Annotated in this window: 17 protein-coding genes and 1 tRNA gene; 7 read left to right on the top strand and 11 right to left on the bottom strand. The window is 59.5% G+C overall.

Annotation, left to right across the window (positions count from 1 at the left end):
• Nucleotides 1-22: 22 nt before the first annotated feature.
• Nucleotides 23-238, bottom strand: coding sequence for a hypothetical protein (locus AC1D0I_RS10110; protein ID WP_477304242.1), 216 nt, complete (start codon nt 236-238; stop codon nt 23-25).
• Between the two features lie 529 nt (nt 239-767).
• Between AC1D0I_RS10110 and AC1D0I_RS10105 the strand changes: the two genes are divergently transcribed.
• Together AC1D0I_RS10105 and AC1D0I_RS10100 are read left to right on the top strand one after the other, a co-directional pair.
• Nucleotides 768-2330 carry a class I adenylate-forming enzyme family protein gene (locus AC1D0I_RS10105; RefSeq protein ID WP_477394775.1) on the top strand — a complete coding sequence of 521 codons (1563 nt, stop codon included), beginning with the start codon at nt 768-770 and terminating at the stop codon, nt 2328-2330.
• 95 nt (nt 2331-2425) lie between these two features.
• Nucleotides 2426-2686, top strand: coding sequence for a hypothetical protein (locus AC1D0I_RS10100; protein ID WP_143748798.1), 261 nt, complete (start codon nt 2426-2428; stop codon nt 2684-2686).
• A gap of 582 nt (nt 2687-3268) precedes the next feature.
• Here AC1D0I_RS10100 and AC1D0I_RS10095 read toward each other — a convergent pair.
• The 4 genes from AC1D0I_RS10095 to AC1D0I_RS10080 form a co-directional block, all read right to left on the bottom strand.
• The gene (locus AC1D0I_RS10095; protein WP_477304246.1) at nt 3269-3421 is read right to left on the bottom strand and encodes a hypothetical protein; all 153 of its coding nucleotides are present in this window, start codon (nt 3419-3421) and stop codon (nt 3269-3271) included.
• A gap of 59 nt (nt 3422-3480) precedes the next feature.
• Complete coding sequence (locus AC1D0I_RS10090; protein WP_477227440.1) at nt 3481-3693, bottom strand: hypothetical protein; 213 nt, start codon at nt 3691-3693, stop codon at nt 3481-3483.
• 369 nt (nt 3694-4062) lie between these two features.
• Nucleotides 4063-4413, bottom strand: a complete 351-nt coding sequence (locus AC1D0I_RS10085) for a hypothetical protein (protein ID WP_477394774.1) — start codon at nt 4411-4413, stop codon at nt 4063-4065.
• 1953 nt (nt 4414-6366) lie between these two features.
• Nucleotides 6367-6591, bottom strand: a complete 225-nt coding sequence (locus AC1D0I_RS10080; protein WP_477394772.1) for a hypothetical protein — start codon at nt 6589-6591, stop codon at nt 6367-6369.
• 269 nt (nt 6592-6860) lie between these two features.
• Between AC1D0I_RS10080 and AC1D0I_RS10075 the strand changes: the two genes are divergently transcribed.
• Nucleotides 6861-7028 carry a hypothetical protein gene (locus tag AC1D0I_RS10075; RefSeq protein ID WP_477304252.1) on the top strand — a complete coding sequence of 56 codons (168 nt, stop codon included), beginning with the start codon at nt 6861-6863 and terminating at the stop codon, nt 7026-7028.
• A gap of 27 nt (nt 7029-7055) precedes the next feature.
• Here the strand turns inward: AC1D0I_RS10075 and AC1D0I_RS10070 are convergent, their stop codons facing one another.
• A complete protein-coding gene (locus AC1D0I_RS10070) occupies nt 7056-7343 on the bottom strand; it encodes a hypothetical protein (protein ID WP_477304254.1) in 288 nt (95 codons plus the stop codon).
• Nucleotides 7344-7572: 229 nt separating this feature from the next.
• Between AC1D0I_RS10070 and AC1D0I_RS10065 the strand changes: the two genes are divergently transcribed.
• The 3 genes from AC1D0I_RS10065 (at nt 7573) to AC1D0I_RS10055 (ending at nt 8548) form a co-directional block, all read left to right on the top strand.
• A tRNA-Gly gene (locus AC1D0I_RS10065) sits at nt 7573-7647 on the top strand.
• A gap of 193 nt (nt 7648-7840) precedes the next feature.
• Nucleotides 7841-8191 (top strand): ribbon-helix-helix domain-containing protein, encoded by a 351-nt coding sequence (locus tag AC1D0I_RS10060; protein WP_477394770.1) that lies wholly within the window; start codon nt 7841-7843, stop codon nt 8189-8191.
• A gap of 63 nt (nt 8192-8254) precedes the next feature.
• A complete protein-coding gene (locus tag AC1D0I_RS10055) occupies nt 8255-8548 on the top strand; it encodes a hypothetical protein (RefSeq protein WP_477227444.1) in 294 nt (97 codons plus the stop codon).
• A gap of 102 nt (nt 8549-8650) precedes the next feature.
• Here AC1D0I_RS10055 and AC1D0I_RS10050 read toward each other — a convergent pair whose 3' ends face one another.
• From AC1D0I_RS10050 to AC1D0I_RS10035, 4 genes are all read right to left on the bottom strand, one after another.
• Nucleotides 8651-9673, bottom strand: coding sequence for a zinc-binding alcohol dehydrogenase family protein (locus tag AC1D0I_RS10050; protein WP_477394783.1), 1023 nt, complete (start codon nt 9671-9673; stop codon nt 8651-8653).
• A 105-nt stretch (nt 9674-9778) separates the two neighbouring features.
• A complete protein-coding gene (locus tag AC1D0I_RS10045) occupies nt 9779-10693 on the bottom strand; it encodes a sugar ABC transporter substrate-binding protein (protein ID WP_457154369.1) in 915 nt (304 codons plus the stop codon).
• A 93-nt stretch (nt 10694-10786) separates the two neighbouring features.
• Nucleotides 10787-11572, bottom strand: coding sequence for an ATP-binding cassette domain-containing protein (locus AC1D0I_RS10040; RefSeq protein ID WP_477227445.1), 786 nt, complete (start codon nt 11570-11572; stop codon nt 10787-10789).
• Nucleotides 11569-12621 carry an ABC transporter permease gene (locus AC1D0I_RS10035; protein WP_477394768.1) on the bottom strand — a complete coding sequence of 351 codons (1053 nt, stop codon included), beginning with the start codon at nt 12619-12621 and terminating at the stop codon, nt 11569-11571. The genes AC1D0I_RS10040 and AC1D0I_RS10035 overlap by 4 nt, the downstream gene beginning before the upstream one ends.
• Nucleotides 12622-12786: 165 nt before the next feature.
• Here AC1D0I_RS10035 and AC1D0I_RS10030 point away from each other — a divergent pair, with 165 nt between their 5' ends.
• A complete protein-coding gene (locus tag AC1D0I_RS10030; protein ID WP_477394781.1) occupies nt 12787-13728 on the top strand; it encodes a GntR family transcriptional regulator in 942 nt (313 codons plus the stop codon).
• On the opposite strand, the gene AC1D0I_RS10025 is transcribed toward AC1D0I_RS10030, so the two are convergent.
• A complete protein-coding gene (locus AC1D0I_RS10025; RefSeq protein WP_477394767.1) occupies nt 13725-14780 on the bottom strand; it encodes an ABC transporter ATP-binding protein in 1056 nt (351 codons plus the stop codon). The genes AC1D0I_RS10030 and AC1D0I_RS10025 overlap by 4 nt on opposite strands.
• Between the last annotated feature and the right edge of the window lie 25 nt (nt 14781-14805).

Raw genomic sequence — 14805 nt, 5'->3', positions numbered from 1 at the left:
GTTCTCAAGTCAGCCGTAACCTTCAGCCTATGCTTTTTTGCCGCGGCGTGACGGCCGTGTCGATCTTCGCGAGGCCATAACTGACGTTGCCGCCGCCTGACGAATAGCTGGAGACGTTCACTATCGCTGCTTCGCTGACGCCGCTCTTGTAGTAGCCATTCCAAGGGGCACCGGGGCTGCTGTCGATCTCAACGGCAGACGTTGCGCTGGTGGTTTTTCTATGACTTCCGACGGCCACTCGGTTCCCCCAAGTCCCTCAAGCGAGAGGTTGCCACGTTCTTCAGGAAGTGATCGACRCMGATACTCTTGTTGTCGAAGCTGAACGGCAATGCGGCAACCTGGCCGTACGGGTTCGACATACCGAGATGGAACGACCGCGGTTCGCTGGTTTTGAGCGCGGTCTGGCAATTGCCGGTCTTTTTATTGCTAGCATCGGCGTCACGGCAACTGTGGTTCAGGCGTGGGCCGCCGTTGCTTCTTTGCCCTAGTCCGACCCGGTTGAGCGTTTCCCCTCTACATCGCCGCCATCACCGCCTCGATGCTCGCTAGCGCCGCCTGGCGCTATTGGCAGCGCGACATGATCGGCATGGCCGCTTGCCTGCTGATGGCCGCCCGGGGGGCCACATCCGTTTTCCGGTTAGGTCGAGTGAACCAGGCCTTCAATCTAAAATGAGCGACTGCTAACATGGCTACGACTTACGCCCTGCACGATCCAAATTCAGCAAGTCGGGACCATCGACGGTCGTCAATCCAGCGGCGGGAACGAAGTGCCTCAGTCACGAGCCAAGCACGACGAGCCAATCTGGGTACCACGTCTGCTCGACGTTGGGCTAAGACGCAAGCCAGATGATCTGGCACTTGTTAGCCCCGAGGGCAGCTTGAGCTGGCAAGAACTCGAGCACGCCAGCAAACGCTATTCCGCTGGCTTGCTGGCCTATGGGCTGAAGCCGGGCGATAGAATTGCGTCGCTCATGCCCAATAGCGCTGCGCTGATGATTCACTACCTGGGCTGCTTCAAATCGGGGATCGTGGCAGTACCCTTGAACTACAGATACACGCCTCCCGAGATCGATCATGGACTCAAGACGAGCGGCGCTCGGGCGCTATTGGCCCATGTTGACCGTCAGGAAGACATCGCTTCCAGTGTCGCGCGTGACTTGCCACTTGGGGTCATCAACTACGGCACCGAGCACGATCGCCATTCAAACTTCGCGACGCTCTTGGAGAGCCCGATCGCGACCGAAAATTCGCCTATGCCTGGGCCTTCTGATCCTGCGGTTATCTTTTTCACTTCGGGCAGTACCGGCCCGGCAAAGGGCGTAGCCCATAGTTTCGAAAGTTTGGGCAGTATGATTGCCAGCTTCGCACAGGGCTGCCAAACCGCGGCAGACGACATCGTTCTGCTGAGCGGATCCATGTCGCACATCGGAGCGCTCCTGGACGCTCTCATGGGACTCGCAGCCGGCGCTCGTGTCGTCGTCCCGCCAAGCTTCGATGGACCCGGGCTCCTGTCGATGCTGCGCGAGCATCGCCCAACCATACTCATCGCTTTGCCCTCGGTCCTCTTCGGGTTGGTTCGGGCGAAGAATGCCAGGCGCGAAGACTTTTCGTCATTCAGACTGCTCTGTGCCGGCGGCGATAAAGTGCCGCTCGAGCTGGCGCTCGAAGTTACTGCGCTCAGCGGCTTGTCCGTCAATGAGCTGTACGGCATGTCTGAAATTGGAGTTGCCACGATCAACCCTCCTGACGGGCTCAACAAAGCGGGTTCGATCGGGCGTCAGATTGTCGGCTACCAGATATCCATCCGCGACGATAACGGCAATGAACTGCCTCCCGGCGCTCAGSGGCGCCTTTGGATCAATTCGCCTTGCAACATGTTCGGCTATTGGGGTGATGCAGATGCAACGCGTGCCACCATCAGGGATGGCTGGCTGGACACCGGCGATGTGATGAAGATAGACGAGGACGGATACCTTTGGTTCTGCGGGCGGCGAAAACAGATCATCGTACACGATGGCTCGAACATCAGCCCGCAGGACGTCGAGGAAGCCCTTATGCGGCATCCCGCAGTGGCAATCGCCGGAGTTGTCGGGGTCCCTGACACCGTCCATGGCGAAAATGTCCACGCGTTCGTAACTTTCAAGCCAGGCGCCGCGCAGCCAGCCCCGCAGGAGCTTATCCATTTCGCTCGCGCCAGCGTTGGCTATAAGGCACCGGAGAGCGTTTTTTTGCTGGATGAGATGCCCCTCAGCGCCACGGATAAGGTTGATCGGGTGGTGTTGAAGAAGTTGGCGGAGCGCCTTCTGAAATCGGAAGCATCAACAGGGTAGGCACCAGAGGGGAGCTCGCTACTCCCTTCGGGGAGCCTGCTTGCGTTTGCGCTCGACTGGCGCGATGTTGGCCTTGGGGAAAGTGGAGGGGCAAAATGATCTCAAAATCTCGCGAGTACACAACGCCAGAAATATTAATTGCTAACACAGCTCTTATCCGATCGCTTTTTCTTATCTTAACGCACCGTGGTGTCTTGAACGATCAACTACTCGATGCGGTGTTCGCGATGACAAAGGAAGATATGAATCTCGGCGTGGGCGTGGATTCGCAGTTCACCAAGGGAGCTTGCGCCTTCGTGGACATGATGCGGGACAACATGAAGCCGAGCGCGCCCAGCCTGAAGACCAAGATGTAGGCGTGGTTCCGATCTACATCGCCGCGATCACCGCCTCGATGCTCGCTGGCGCCGCCCTGGTGAAAATCCGCTCAGCGCTTCTGTAGCCACTCCGAAAGCCCCACCACAGGTCGCTCCCGTGGCAGGTTTTTCAATCCGGGACTAATTCGGGCGGAGCTCACTCGCTAGTATCCACGGGGATAATAACCCCAAGCACTCCTGCGGTAGCATCGAACGCGCCAACGACCATGTCGCCAATAGCTACGGCAGACCCTTCTCCAACCTCTGCGGGGGTAGTAGCGGTAGTGGACCCGATCCACTTCTGCCGGCGCACCGTCGTTGTCGAAGGTCTCGGCCTCTGGCGCCTCGAGTTCATCGAGAATGCCGCTTCTGGCGCCTGGAACGCCGGCCACTGCGTCGATAGGCCGAACTGCGCTTGCAAATGCCGCTGCCCCTGCAATGCCAAACATTGCTGTCAAGAAGGATCGCCGATCCATACAAATCTCCCGCTCTCGCCTGCAGGAAGAGCAGGCATTTTCCATGCAACGCATCTAGTCAGGCGTAGTTCCCGATCACGCATTGCGGATCTTCGCGCTTCATAATCTAATCGTTTGCACGGGTAATTTTGTCGCGGTCAGCGCCCTTCGGCGTGATCTCCTCGATCCGTACCTTGTCGCCGATCTCCTTCGCCAGGGCCAAGGCCTTGTCTTTGTCCTTGGTGGTTAGCACCGTGCGCCAGTGCGGCTTCTCGAACACGCTGACCACATAGGTTGTTACAGGCCTATCACTGTGTACGAAGCAAGCCGGATCGCGCCTTAGTTGTGGTTGTCCAACAAGATGGCAAGCTTTCTGGCTGCGGCACTTTCGACAATCAGTTCCTCCAGCCACATATCGCCGACGCGCGATTTGTTGACGCCACGCCTGATTACACGGAGCGCTTCAGATATCGAAACTGCGGTGGTCTTGGCGTGATCATCAAGATACCGGCCGACTGCAATCACGGCATCTGCATCGACGTCGATGGGCAAATCTCGCATGACACCCTCCCGCTGGGCCGCTGGTGCCTCGCGAAGGAATGGCCGGCGCAGGGGATGCTTGGGGAAGCGAAGCCGCACCGGCCATCGCGATAGCGGGAAAGGCCCCCGCGCTGATAAATCTATATTGTTTTAGAAGTCTCGCAATTAAGACTGAAGTCCCTCGTTTACTGGCCCTAAAGACCGACCGTTGCGACCATGGCTTCTCGGCCGTAGGATAGTCGCGCGTGGGGAGTCGAAATGTCTGTTATTTGGGTAGGTGGAACAGCCATCGTCGTTTTGGCGTTCGTCGCGGTCGTGGCCGTGGATTACATGAGCAACCGACCGAAAACACACTGAAGCTGCTGCCGGATGCCGGCCGCTTTAATACGCAGCGCCGATCTCGGTATGCGGCGCAAAGAAACAGCGCGTGTCGCCCTTCCTGAAACGTCCCTGATCCAGGTTGAGAAATTCCGAGTGATAGATGCAGCGGTGATATTGCCAATCATGGCTATGTTGCACGCGACGAAGCGGGATGAACTCGCCAGTGGGAAGATAGATATAGCCGCCCGGCATTTCTCTGACTTGAGATTCCGGGATCGGTGCGCAGTCTGACCCTGCGCAGCAGTCGAAGCCAGTGACGGGATCCTTCTTCCCCGTATACCATTCGTGAGCCATGGCCTCAGTCGAAACGACGGCCAGGACCGGCACGAGAATCTTGACTGACCTGCGCATATGTCCCCGCGCGATCCAGCTTTGGCAGTCCGCGCCATCCAGACGCAAAAGAAATGGCCGGCGGGGTGCTTGGGGTTGTAAGCGAGCCGCACCGGCCATTGCGGGATTAGGTTTTCGGGTTGTCCCCGCACTGCCTAAGCTATAGGCATATTAGCGATAGCTCAACTGAGACTGAAGTCCTAACCCCTGCGTAGGAGACCGGTCCGGTCCCAAACCATTGAATGAAGGGCGCATCCTTGCCGGTGATGTCCTCGACCGTCTTCAATAGCGCTTCGTGGTGCGCTGGAGCGCCCGGCAATGGTCGCTGCCAGGCGATAGAAGCGGCTGGACGATGCTCTGGTGCAGCCGTTTCGCCTCCACCGGAAAGCGCTCGATTTCAGTCTCTGAAAGCTGCTTGTGAAGTATGGTCCTGGCCCGCCACCGTAAGGCAGCGGGCTTGATCGTTTGAACCATTCCGCAGTCTCAGCATTGAGGCTATATTGCGTGGCGGAGGCGAAGGGCGATGGATACGGTAACGTCTGCCATTATGGTGCTGTTGTCGTGCAGCCCCGATTTGATGCTATGCCGAGCGCCGGCCGCAAGGCCCATGATCTTTTCGACCACATCCCAATGCGAAGAAGCGCTGGCTGATCAGATATCGAGAGTTCCGCAAACTGGTCAAAAAACGGTCGGACGTTGCCAGGTGATCAGAGATGAGAATGATATCGCGAGATGGGGCGTCTCGCCGAATGGCGAGCTATTCTACGCCAGCGCCACAGACGTGATCGGGATAGTCGCTTCGACCGCAACCCCTGCCCCTGGAAAGAGCCGACCTGCCACAGTGCGCGTCACGCGTGGTAACGGTTCCGGGGCGGTGACAACGTCGTCGTATACCGTACTTAGCACCGGCTCAGAGTGAACCAGGGAAAAGCCCGCCACGTAAGGCGGAGCTCTCCGACACACAAGAAGTCACTGTGAGACATGGTCGACCAAGCGGGAACGGCGTATAATTCGCCAGCCGGCGAGCCCCAACCCCGCGCCGGTTAGGCCCGGTGGTCAAACCCCAGCCCCCCGCCCTTGGCCGCTGGGCCGCTAGTCGCCTCGCGAAGGAATGGCCGGTGCAGACGACGAGGGGTTGTAAGCGAGCACCGGCCATCGCGAGAAAGCCCCCGCTGGTGATAAGTCTATATTACATTAGCAATCACGCAATTGAGACTGAAGTCCTTGGCTTGCCGGCCCTAAAGACCCAAATCGTAATGAGCTAAGCGAGAGTTTCCAGTCGCGGTTGCTCAGCGCCTGCGGCAAGTGGCGGGCGTTCTTAGAGGACTAGGCTGCTATCAGGACGGCGATGCGATGCACCATCATCAAGGGCTTAGGAAGGTGCTCGGGATTGATGAGGAAAGCGACACCGACGGGGGCGCTTACGCCAAGGCTTCCGCGATCACACCATAGGCGTATGCATCTCGATTATATTAGCTTGTGCTTGTAGTACCTTTTCCGCCTGGGCCGGCGTCCTCCATCCCAACATCCTGCCCAACGGTGCGCCGGCGCAAAGTGAGGAAGCATGAGCAGCTTGGGCGTATGGGTCGTACTCGCTACGGCGACCATCGCGATCGTTTACCTGTTGTCATATGTTTCGATCAGAATGTAGGCCAGCAGCGGCCATCATCCTAAAGGTTGTATTCCGACAACTCTAGCGAGAGCGCTATGCTCACTTCTCGGCGTCGCTTCCCTCAAAGCGCCGCCGGTGAAGGCTCGGCGCCCTTTTTGGTTTGTTCAGTGTAAAAAAACAGGGCGCCGGGCTGGCCGCACCGGCCAGCGGCTACGCTTAGGGCTTGCCGAATTCACGCGACTGTAGGCTGGACGCAAAAAGAAATGGCCGGTGCGAGGGTGCTTAGGTTGTGAGCGCACCGGCCATTGCGGCATAGGCCTTTTTTGTAGCCTGTCCCCGTCGATGGCACCTAAGGGCGCACCTCACAGACCGCCAGATCCACCCCCAGCCMAGGTGACTATCTGGGAAAGACCGGCGATGTCGCCATAGATCATCGAACCTTTGACGAGAAAACATTTGTCACCCAGGACTTCGAAGAGGTGGTTTGACGCGGTGCAAACCGGCAGGTCCACCTTGCGGCCCTTGGCATCGGCATGGCCGATGCTGATCGCGAGGATAGCGATAGCAATGAGAGTCGTATTGCTCATATTTAGCCCCCCTAGAGCTAGCAGGCCCCTTGGGCAGCAAAACCGGATTGCCGCCCTTTGCCTTGCCATCAAGTGGAGCAGCGGGATAAGTCGCGCCATCCCTCGATTGGATGACGCGGGCTCATCTATATTAGCTAGCGCTGATTGACGTCGCTGACCGCGAGGTTGGACATAGGCCGACGCGAGCCTCGCCATCGTCCACGCTGGCGCATATTAGCAACAGGCTGTATTATGCCTGCTGGAACTCTTTGAGGGAGGTTCCGATGCGAATGGTGCTCGTCGTCATCGCCTTGGCTGTCGCCTTCGTCATTTGGGATAGGCTGGCGAATGTCGGCCGGTACACGGCTGCCGTTGAACGCAGTTTCCGGGAGGCAACCGCCGATCTACCAAGCGGTTATGGCACCGGGATCACATTTGACGACCTCGCGAAGCGCTGAACTGTACGAGGATGCCCGCCGTAAGTTTCACTCGCCGGCCAAAGCATCGCTGCCTTTCGGTGCGTCGGGGCCTGATGCAACGAGCACCTCCACATAGCCGGCGTAGATCATGTCACTTTCACGTTGGCGATCGAAAGGTTCGCCGCGCAACGTGACCTTTCCATTCCTTAGATCCGTCTCACCTATGATGCTGAAATGAGGTTGTTCCTTGCTCTGGCGGTGGTTTCGGCCTTGGCTGGCTGCGCGCCCCAGCCTGATGACTCCAAAACCTATACGCTGTACCGAAGCTCCGCTGCCGCCGAAATGCGTATCCATGTGGCCACGTTCGATGCGACCGAGGCGGAGGCATACAACAGAGAGAATTGTCAACTTGCGGCCAGTCTGTTTCGGGCGCAACCCGGTGTCGTTGTTCGGTATTGGTGCGAGAAAGGGCGATACAGAGGGTAGCTCGGCCTCCCACCTCGACCTACTTCCAATGCATGTGCCGGCTATCCCAATCGCTAATTTGATCGAATGGGCCCGTTCTACTAGCGTGCCAACATTGGCGCTCGTAGCTCAATCTAGGACAGAGCGGGACCTTCCCGGGCAGATGCAGGTTCGAGCCCTGCCGAGTGCACCAAACCCGTTCGCTGGTGGGGCTGCGGGCCGAGTGCCTTGTCAACAAGATCAGTGCCGCCAATGCCCTCCCCACCCGGCGTCAGAGCGTTGGTTAAAGTCATTCCATTCCATGGATGTCCTGCACGATGCCATGAACTCGCCCTTGGGCGCAGCTTCGGCCATGTTCGTTGGCTCGACCGCTACGGCGGCGACGGTTGAAGCAGCCGCCGCGGTTGAGAGCGGGCGGCCTTCGGCGGCGGCCCGAACAATGGTGTTCGGCATCGGATCTTCGCCAATTCAGTTTTAGTGTGAGGATCCAGCGCTTCCGCAAGGACAAGAATTCTGATATCACGGTTCTTATGGCAAAGCAAGAAACCGTGGTATCAAAGAAACGGCGGGGACCGGCGCCGACTGGAAAGGGCGTGCCAATCATGGTCCGCCTTCAACCGGACATGCTCGCGGGCGTCGATCAATTTGCTGCCGAGCATGATGTTTCGCGACCTGAGGCCGTCCGACTGATCATTCGTGACTGGTCGATCAGATACCAAGTACTGAAGGCCGAGTGAAACCCTGGACGACTTCCCGCGTGCCCTCGCAGCAGCCGGGGTCAAGTCAGATGGTGCGGGACGGTGCGCACGCAGATGGCCGCCGAATACTCGCGCTACGTGGCAGGGACCGGTGGCGACGAGCTTGCCGCCACCAAAGGCAATCTCGGTCACCAGATCACGCTGCGCGACCTCAGCGATAGCGTTACGGAGATATGCGCTCTGAGCTGGTGGACCGATATGGAAGCGGTAAAGGCCTATGCGGGCGAGCAACCCGAGCGGGCCCACTACTATCCCAAGGACGATCAGTACCTGATCAACAAGCCGGAATTCGTTGAGCATCACGTCGTCGTCTATGGCGACCTCCTGAGCCCCTAGGACCCTTACCAGGGTGTCCTGCCCAGTCAGGCTGGTCCTCTCTCCTCGCAGATATCTCACACGCTCGGGAGAGACTTTTTCTCACGACGGCGTTTGGCAAAATCAGCCAGATCCCGCCACATCGATGACAGCCTTGATCAGACCGGACTTCTGCTGTGCCCAGATCGCAATATCGCGTGGGCTGTCACGCAGGGTCGTACGATGCGTGACGAGTTCGTCGATCGGTATTTTTCCAGCGCGGATCGATGCCATGACGTGCAGAAAGTCGGCGCGCGTCGCGTTGCGACTGCCGATCAGCATCATTTCCCGCTTGTGGAACTCTGGGTCGGAGAAGGTTATGTCGTCCTGCACGACGCTGACCATCACCATGACGCCGCCATGGGCAACATAGGCGAAGGCAGACCGCATCGAACGGCTGTTTCCCGTTGCGTCGAAGACCACATCGAAACCTGTCCTGGCGGTTCGCTCTGCTATCGTCTCGACAATCGAACCCTTCGACCCGTCGATCACCAGAAAACCTTGCCTTGCGGCAAAAGCCAGCCGCTCGGCATCGACATCCATGACGGTCACGCACTGCCGCGCTATGCGGGCAAAAAGCGCGGTACCGAGGCCGATTGGCCCTGCGCCGATAACCAAGGTGCGGCTGCCCGGCCCGGCCATGGACCTGCGAACCGCGTGCGCACCGATGGCCAGGAACTCGACCGTAGCCGCCTCGACCAATGACAGACCGGTCGCTGGAATGAGGTTCTGCGCCGGTACGAGAATCTGCTCGCTCATGGCACCGTCACGGTGCACGCCAAGCACCTCGATCGCGAGGCAGCAGTTCGGCTTGCCCTGGCGGCAGGCGGGACAATTGCCGCAGGCAAGATAGGGGTTGACGACGACATGTTGCCCGACCGCCATGTCCACGGGCCCGTTGATTGCCCCAATTGTTCCCGAAACCTCATGACCCATGACGCGTGGGTAGGCGAGGTACGGATGCTTGCCCTGGAAGATGTGGTAATCGGTTCCGCAGATGCCGACGTGGGCGACGTTGACCAGCACCCAGCCTTCCGGCGGAGCGCCTGGCGCTGCCTGTTCCTCGAACGCCAGCCTGCCGGGCTCGGCGCATCGGACGATCTTGATGGTGGCGTCCATAAGTGTAATTCCACCCCTTCGCTAACGGCATAATTCCTGGAGTGCGGAAACAGGAAGTGGTCCGGCGGTGCAATCCACCGGACCACTGGTGGATCACTCGAAGTCCTTGACGTTCTGCAGCGTCACGAGACCGGCGCCGGTGTCCACATTGGCCTCGACGGCTTCCCCGCGGATCGCCTTGACGACCGTGTCTATGCCAAGCTCACCCATTTTTGCTGGAAATTGCGCAACGCTGGCATCTTCCGCGCCCGACTTGATCGCTTCGATCTCACCGCAGCAGGCGTCGAAGCCGACCAGGATGATCTTGTCGTTGGCGATGCCCGCATTGCTGATCGATTTGACGGCGCCCGGGATTGGCGGGCCGCAGGCCGAGTAGATCGCCTTGAGATCGGGATTGGCGGTCAGGATGTCTTCGGTCACCGACGTGCCAAGTTCGAGCGTGCAATTGGTTGCACCCTTGCCGACGACATCGATCTTGACGTCGCCGAGGCCCTCCATCATGCCGGTCACCCGGTCGTCGAGTGCTGGCACTCCGGGAACACCTTGCAGGATGCCGACCTTGTCGCCGCTCTTGAGCACGGTCTTGAGGTACTCTCCGGCGATCTTGCCGCCGTTGAGGTTGTTGGTCGAGACCAGCGCTGTCTGGCCTTTCCAGTCCGGGATGCTGTTGTCGACGAGAACCACCTTGATGCCGGCGGCGACCGCCTTGTCGAGCGCCGGCGCAACGGTCGGATCGACCGGAGTGATCGCCAGACCCTTGACGCCTTGCGTGATCATGGACTCGATCAGCGCGATCTGCCCTTCGATGTCGGTCGCCGCCTGGCCCTGGCCGGTGACCAGCTCGATCTCGGGATGGGCGGCGGCGTATTTCTTGGCTGCATCCTCCATGGTCGAGTAGAACGGCACCGGGAATTTCGTAATCAGGCCGATCTTGATCTTGTCGGCGGCCGAAGCCGGCATCGCAAACGCAACGGCGATCGCCAGCCCGGTGAACAGTTTTCGGTTCATTGGCATTCCATTCCTCCCTTGGATTGAGGCGTCTTCCGGCGGAAGTCGCTTCAGGCATTTGCGGACCGGAACAGTCCCCAAATTTCGAGCGAGTCAGGCCCCAACGATCATGGAGACCAGCTCCTGCTTGTTGTCCTTGGTCGGCACCAGTTCGCCGACCTTGCGGCCCTGGCGAAGCACCACGGCGCGGTCGGCAAGCTCAGTGACGTGTTCCATGTTGTGGGTGATCAGGATGACGGCGTTGCCCTGGTCACGCAGCGTCGCGACCAGGTTCAACACTTGCCGCGATTCACGCAGGCCAAGTGCGGCGGTCGGTTCGTCCAGGATCACAACCTTGCGGGCAAACACGGTCGACCGGGCCACGGCGATGGCTTGCCTTTGACCGCCCGACATCATGGCGACGACGGCGTCCAGCCTTGGCAACGTGACCTTCAGATTGGCGAGCAGAATGCGCGTTTCGGCATCCATCCTGCGCTGTTGGAGAAATCGCATGCCGCGAGGAAGCCATCGCGGCCCGGCCAACTCGCGGCCGGCAAAGAAGTTCTGTCCCGGCGTCAGATTGTCGAAAAGCGCCAGATCCTGATAGACGGTCTCGATGCCGGCGAAGCGCGCGTCCGCAGGGGAGCGTATCTGCGTTGGCGCACCGTCCAGAAGGATCGCGCCGGCATCGAGTTGGTGCACCCCGCTGATGCATTTGGTCAACGTCGACTTGCCAGCGCCGTTGTCGCCGAGAAGCCCGAGGATCTCGCCGCGTCGGACCTCGATGCTGACATCGTCCAGCGCCACGACTGAGCCGAAACGCTTGGTAGCGCCGCGCACCGCCAGGACGGGATGATCCGCGGAGGCTGAAGGATCGACGCTGGCCGCAACGGCGCTCATGACTGCCTCCCGGCCTGCATGACCCGCACGCGGCCTTCGAGATAGTTGCGCAGCACGTCGGCCTCGACCGCGATGACGATGACCACGCCGATGACGATGAGCTGGAAGAAGACGTTGACGTTGAGCAGGTTGAGCGCGTTGCGGATGACGCCGATCATGATGGCGCCAATCAAGGCATGGCCAAGATGTCCGCGGCCGCCGAGAAAACTGGCACCGCCTATGATCACCGCCGCGATCGTATCCAGTTCCAGCAGATTGCCGAACAAGGGCGAACCGGCATCGGTGCGGCCGGCAAGGATGACCGCACCGATGCCGGCGCACAGACCCGAGATCACATAGACCGAAACCAGGACCCAGGACACCGGAATGCCCATGCGCACGGCAGCGTCGGGCCGGCCGCCGACGGCATAAATCCAGCGCCCCCAGACCATCGTTTTGGCCATGACGAAAAGCACCGCGGCAACGCCCGCAACCACAAAAACCGATCCAGGCAGGCCCCAGACCGCCTCGCGGCCAAGCGCATCGATGGCATACGGCATTCCAGGGATGGCGCGCCCTTCGGCCAGCTGGAGCGCCAGCCCCTTGGCGATGCTTAATGTCGCCAGCGTGATGATGAAAGGATGCGGCAACCGGCCGAAGACGTAGAAGAGCCCGTTGATGGTGCCGACCGCCGCCCCGCAGCCAACCATCACCGCGATCACGACGAAGGCGGGAGCACCGGCATGAAAGCTGAGCGCGCCGACGACGGAAGCCAGTGCCAGGTTCGAGCCGACGGAGAGGTCGATCCCTCGTGTCAGAATGACCAGATGCTGGCCCATCGCCACCACCGAGATGACGGCGGTCTGGGCGAGGATGTTACTAAGGTTGCGTCCAGTCAGGAAATAGGGGGACAGAAAACTGAGAACGACGATCAGCAACACCAGGATGACGACCGGACCGGCGCTCAGCAGGGCCAGGCCAAGCGCGAGGCCGGGAACGGCTTCTTGCTTCTTGGGTGCTGGCAATGCCGCGTCGCCGACAGTGGTGCCGGTGTTTCGCGTTTCAGGCAAAGTTCCCTCCCCGCCGCGGCCCGTGCAAGCCGCGTCGTCAAAAACTCATGCTGTATTTTAGTTCCCTCTTATCGATAAAAAACAACCAGCATGACTTGGTCAAGTTGTTTTTTATGGATAAAGTTCATGGTAGAAAGGACAAGGTCTTGCTCAGAGGAAGATCCGATGCGAACCGACACTGTCTACAAGAAGGCTTTCAATCGCGTCGCCAGTATGCTGCGCGACGGACAATTGACCGGAGAGCTCCCTTCGGAAAATGAGCTTAGACGGAAAACGGGAGTCAGCCGCACGACTGTCCGAAAGGTCTTGGGAGAACTTGCCCATCGCGACCTTATCGCCGAGCGCAGCGGTGTCAGGACGGCAGGCCGTGCGGTCGAGGATAGCGATTACTATCCCGACGCCGAAACCACCTCACGGGCCAAGCACGTGGAACAGCAGTTCATGGAATGGATGCTGCGGGGTGACACCAGACCCGGTACCAGCATCAACGAACTCGAGCTTGCGCGTCAGTTCGGCGTCGCGACCAACGGAATTCGCGAGTTCCTGATCCGATTCAGCCGGTTTGGACTGCTCGAGAAGAGGCCGAATACGGGCTGGCTTTTCAAGGGCTTTACGGAAGATTTCGCACTTGAGTTGTTCGAGATCCGGGTGATGTTCGAGCTGCGCTCGGCGCATCTGTTTTCACGACAGCCCGACACGTCTCCCCTGTGGGAGAAGCTGGGCGCGCTGAAGAGCGCGCATACCGAACTGCTGAAGCAGATTGAAAGCCGCTTCCACGACTTCTCCAGTCTCGACAACCGGTTCCACCGGCTCATAAACGAGGCTTCGCCGAACCGCTTCATCGACGATTTCTACGATATCATCAGCTTCATTTTCCACTACCACTATCAGTGGAACAAGCATGACGAAAAACAGCGTAACCAGGCGGCGATCCTCGAGCATCTCGCCTATATCGATGCGCTCGAAAGCCGCGATTCCGGGCGGATTGAGCGGGTCTGCCGAGCCCATCTGGCTTCGGCAAGGGAAACATTGATGCGTTCGCTGATTGTATTCGATGGGATGGACACCAACGCCTGGCAAGACGTTCCGATCGCACAAGCGCTCTAGTTTATCCTGGTGCCGCTCTGGGCGTCGAACAGGTGCACCTTATGCACCATTATCTCCAACTTCACCTCTTGATCAGGTTTGAACAGTGGCTGTTCCCGGATTTCGGCAATCAGATCGACGCCATTCGCATTTAAGGTAAGTTCCTGGGCCTCGCCGGTCGGTTCCACCACCTGAACCGTTGCCTTTGCGTGGGTGCCGCCGACCGTGATGTGCTGCGGGCGAATCCCGTATACCACCCCTTCCCTGTCACTGATCCGAGCGCCATCGGCCAAGGGCAAGCGCAGGCCCTGCTCGGCGGCGAATGCGCCATTGTCGATTCGGCCCTTGATCAGGTTCATTTCCGGTGACCCGATAAAGCTCGCAACGAAAAGGTTGGCAGGGTTCTCGTAGAGCTCGGAAGGGGTACCGATCTGCTCAACCTGGCCTCGGTTCAGCACCACTATCCGGTCGGCAAGCGTCATCGCCTCGGTCTGGTCGTGCGTGACGTAGATGCTGGTGCGCCCGAGCCGTTGGTGCAGCTTCTTGATCTCGGCACGCATCTTGACGCGCAACTTTGMATCGAGATTGCTGAGCGGCTCGTCAAACAGGAAGGCTGCCGGGTCGCGCACGATCGCGCGGCCCATGGCGACCCGCTGGCGCTGGCCGCCAGACAGCTGGCGCGGCATACGACGCAGCAGATCCTGCAAGCCGAGGATTTCGGCGGCTGCCTTCACCCTCGAGACGATCTCTTCCCTGGGGACCTTGGCCAGTCGAAGGGCGAAGCTCATATTGTCGGCCACGCTCATATGCGGATAGAGCGCATAGCTTTGGAAGACCATCGCGATGTCGCGCGACTTGGCGGGCATCTCGTCGACGACGCGCCCGCCAATGCGGATCTCGCCCGTCGTCTGTTCTTCCAGGCCGGCGATCATCCGCAGAAGAGTTGACTTGCCGCAGCCCGAGGGACCGACAAGGACCACGAACTCGCCGCTGGCGATTTCAATGTTCACGTCGCGCAGAACTTCCACGGCGCCGAAGCTCTTGCCGAGCTGTTCTATCTGGATTCCAGACATCTATTTTCCTCCCGTGCAGGCCCTG

Source organism: Mesorhizobium sp. P2_D1 (assembly GCF_056404455.1).
This window is presented reverse-complemented; position numbering and strand designations above follow the sequence as displayed.

What these genes read in the sequence shown, in the direction of transcription:
- AC1D0I_RS10100 (WP_143748798.1), top strand. Translation starts at nt 2,426, where the DNA reads ATGATCTCAAAATCTCGCGAGTACACAACGCCAGAAATATTAATTGCT.
- AC1D0I_RS10085 (WP_477394774.1), bottom strand. Translation starts at nt 4,413, where the DNA reads ATGCGCAGGTCAGTCAAGATTCTCGTGCCGGTCCTGGCCGTCGTTTCG.
- AC1D0I_RS10075 (WP_477304252.1), top strand. Translation starts at nt 6,861, where the DNA reads ATGGTGCTCGTCGTCATCGCCTTGGCTGTCGCCTTCGTCATTTGGGAT.
- AC1D0I_RS10070 (WP_477304254.1), bottom strand. Translation starts at nt 7,343, where the DNA reads ATGGATACGCATTTCGGCGGCAGCGGAGCTTCGGTACAGCGTATAGGT.
- AC1D0I_RS10045 (WP_457154369.1), bottom strand. Translation starts at nt 10,693, where the DNA reads ATGAACCGAAAACTGTTCACCGGGCTGGCGATCGCCGTTGCGTTTGCG.
- AC1D0I_RS10040 (WP_477227445.1), bottom strand. Translation starts at nt 11,572, where the DNA reads ATGAGCGCCGTTGCGGCCAGCGTCGATCCTTCAGCCTCCGCGGATCAT.
- AC1D0I_RS10030 (WP_477394781.1), top strand. Translation starts at nt 12,787, where the DNA reads ATGCGAACCGACACTGTCTACAAGAAGGCTTTCAATCGCGTCGCCAGT.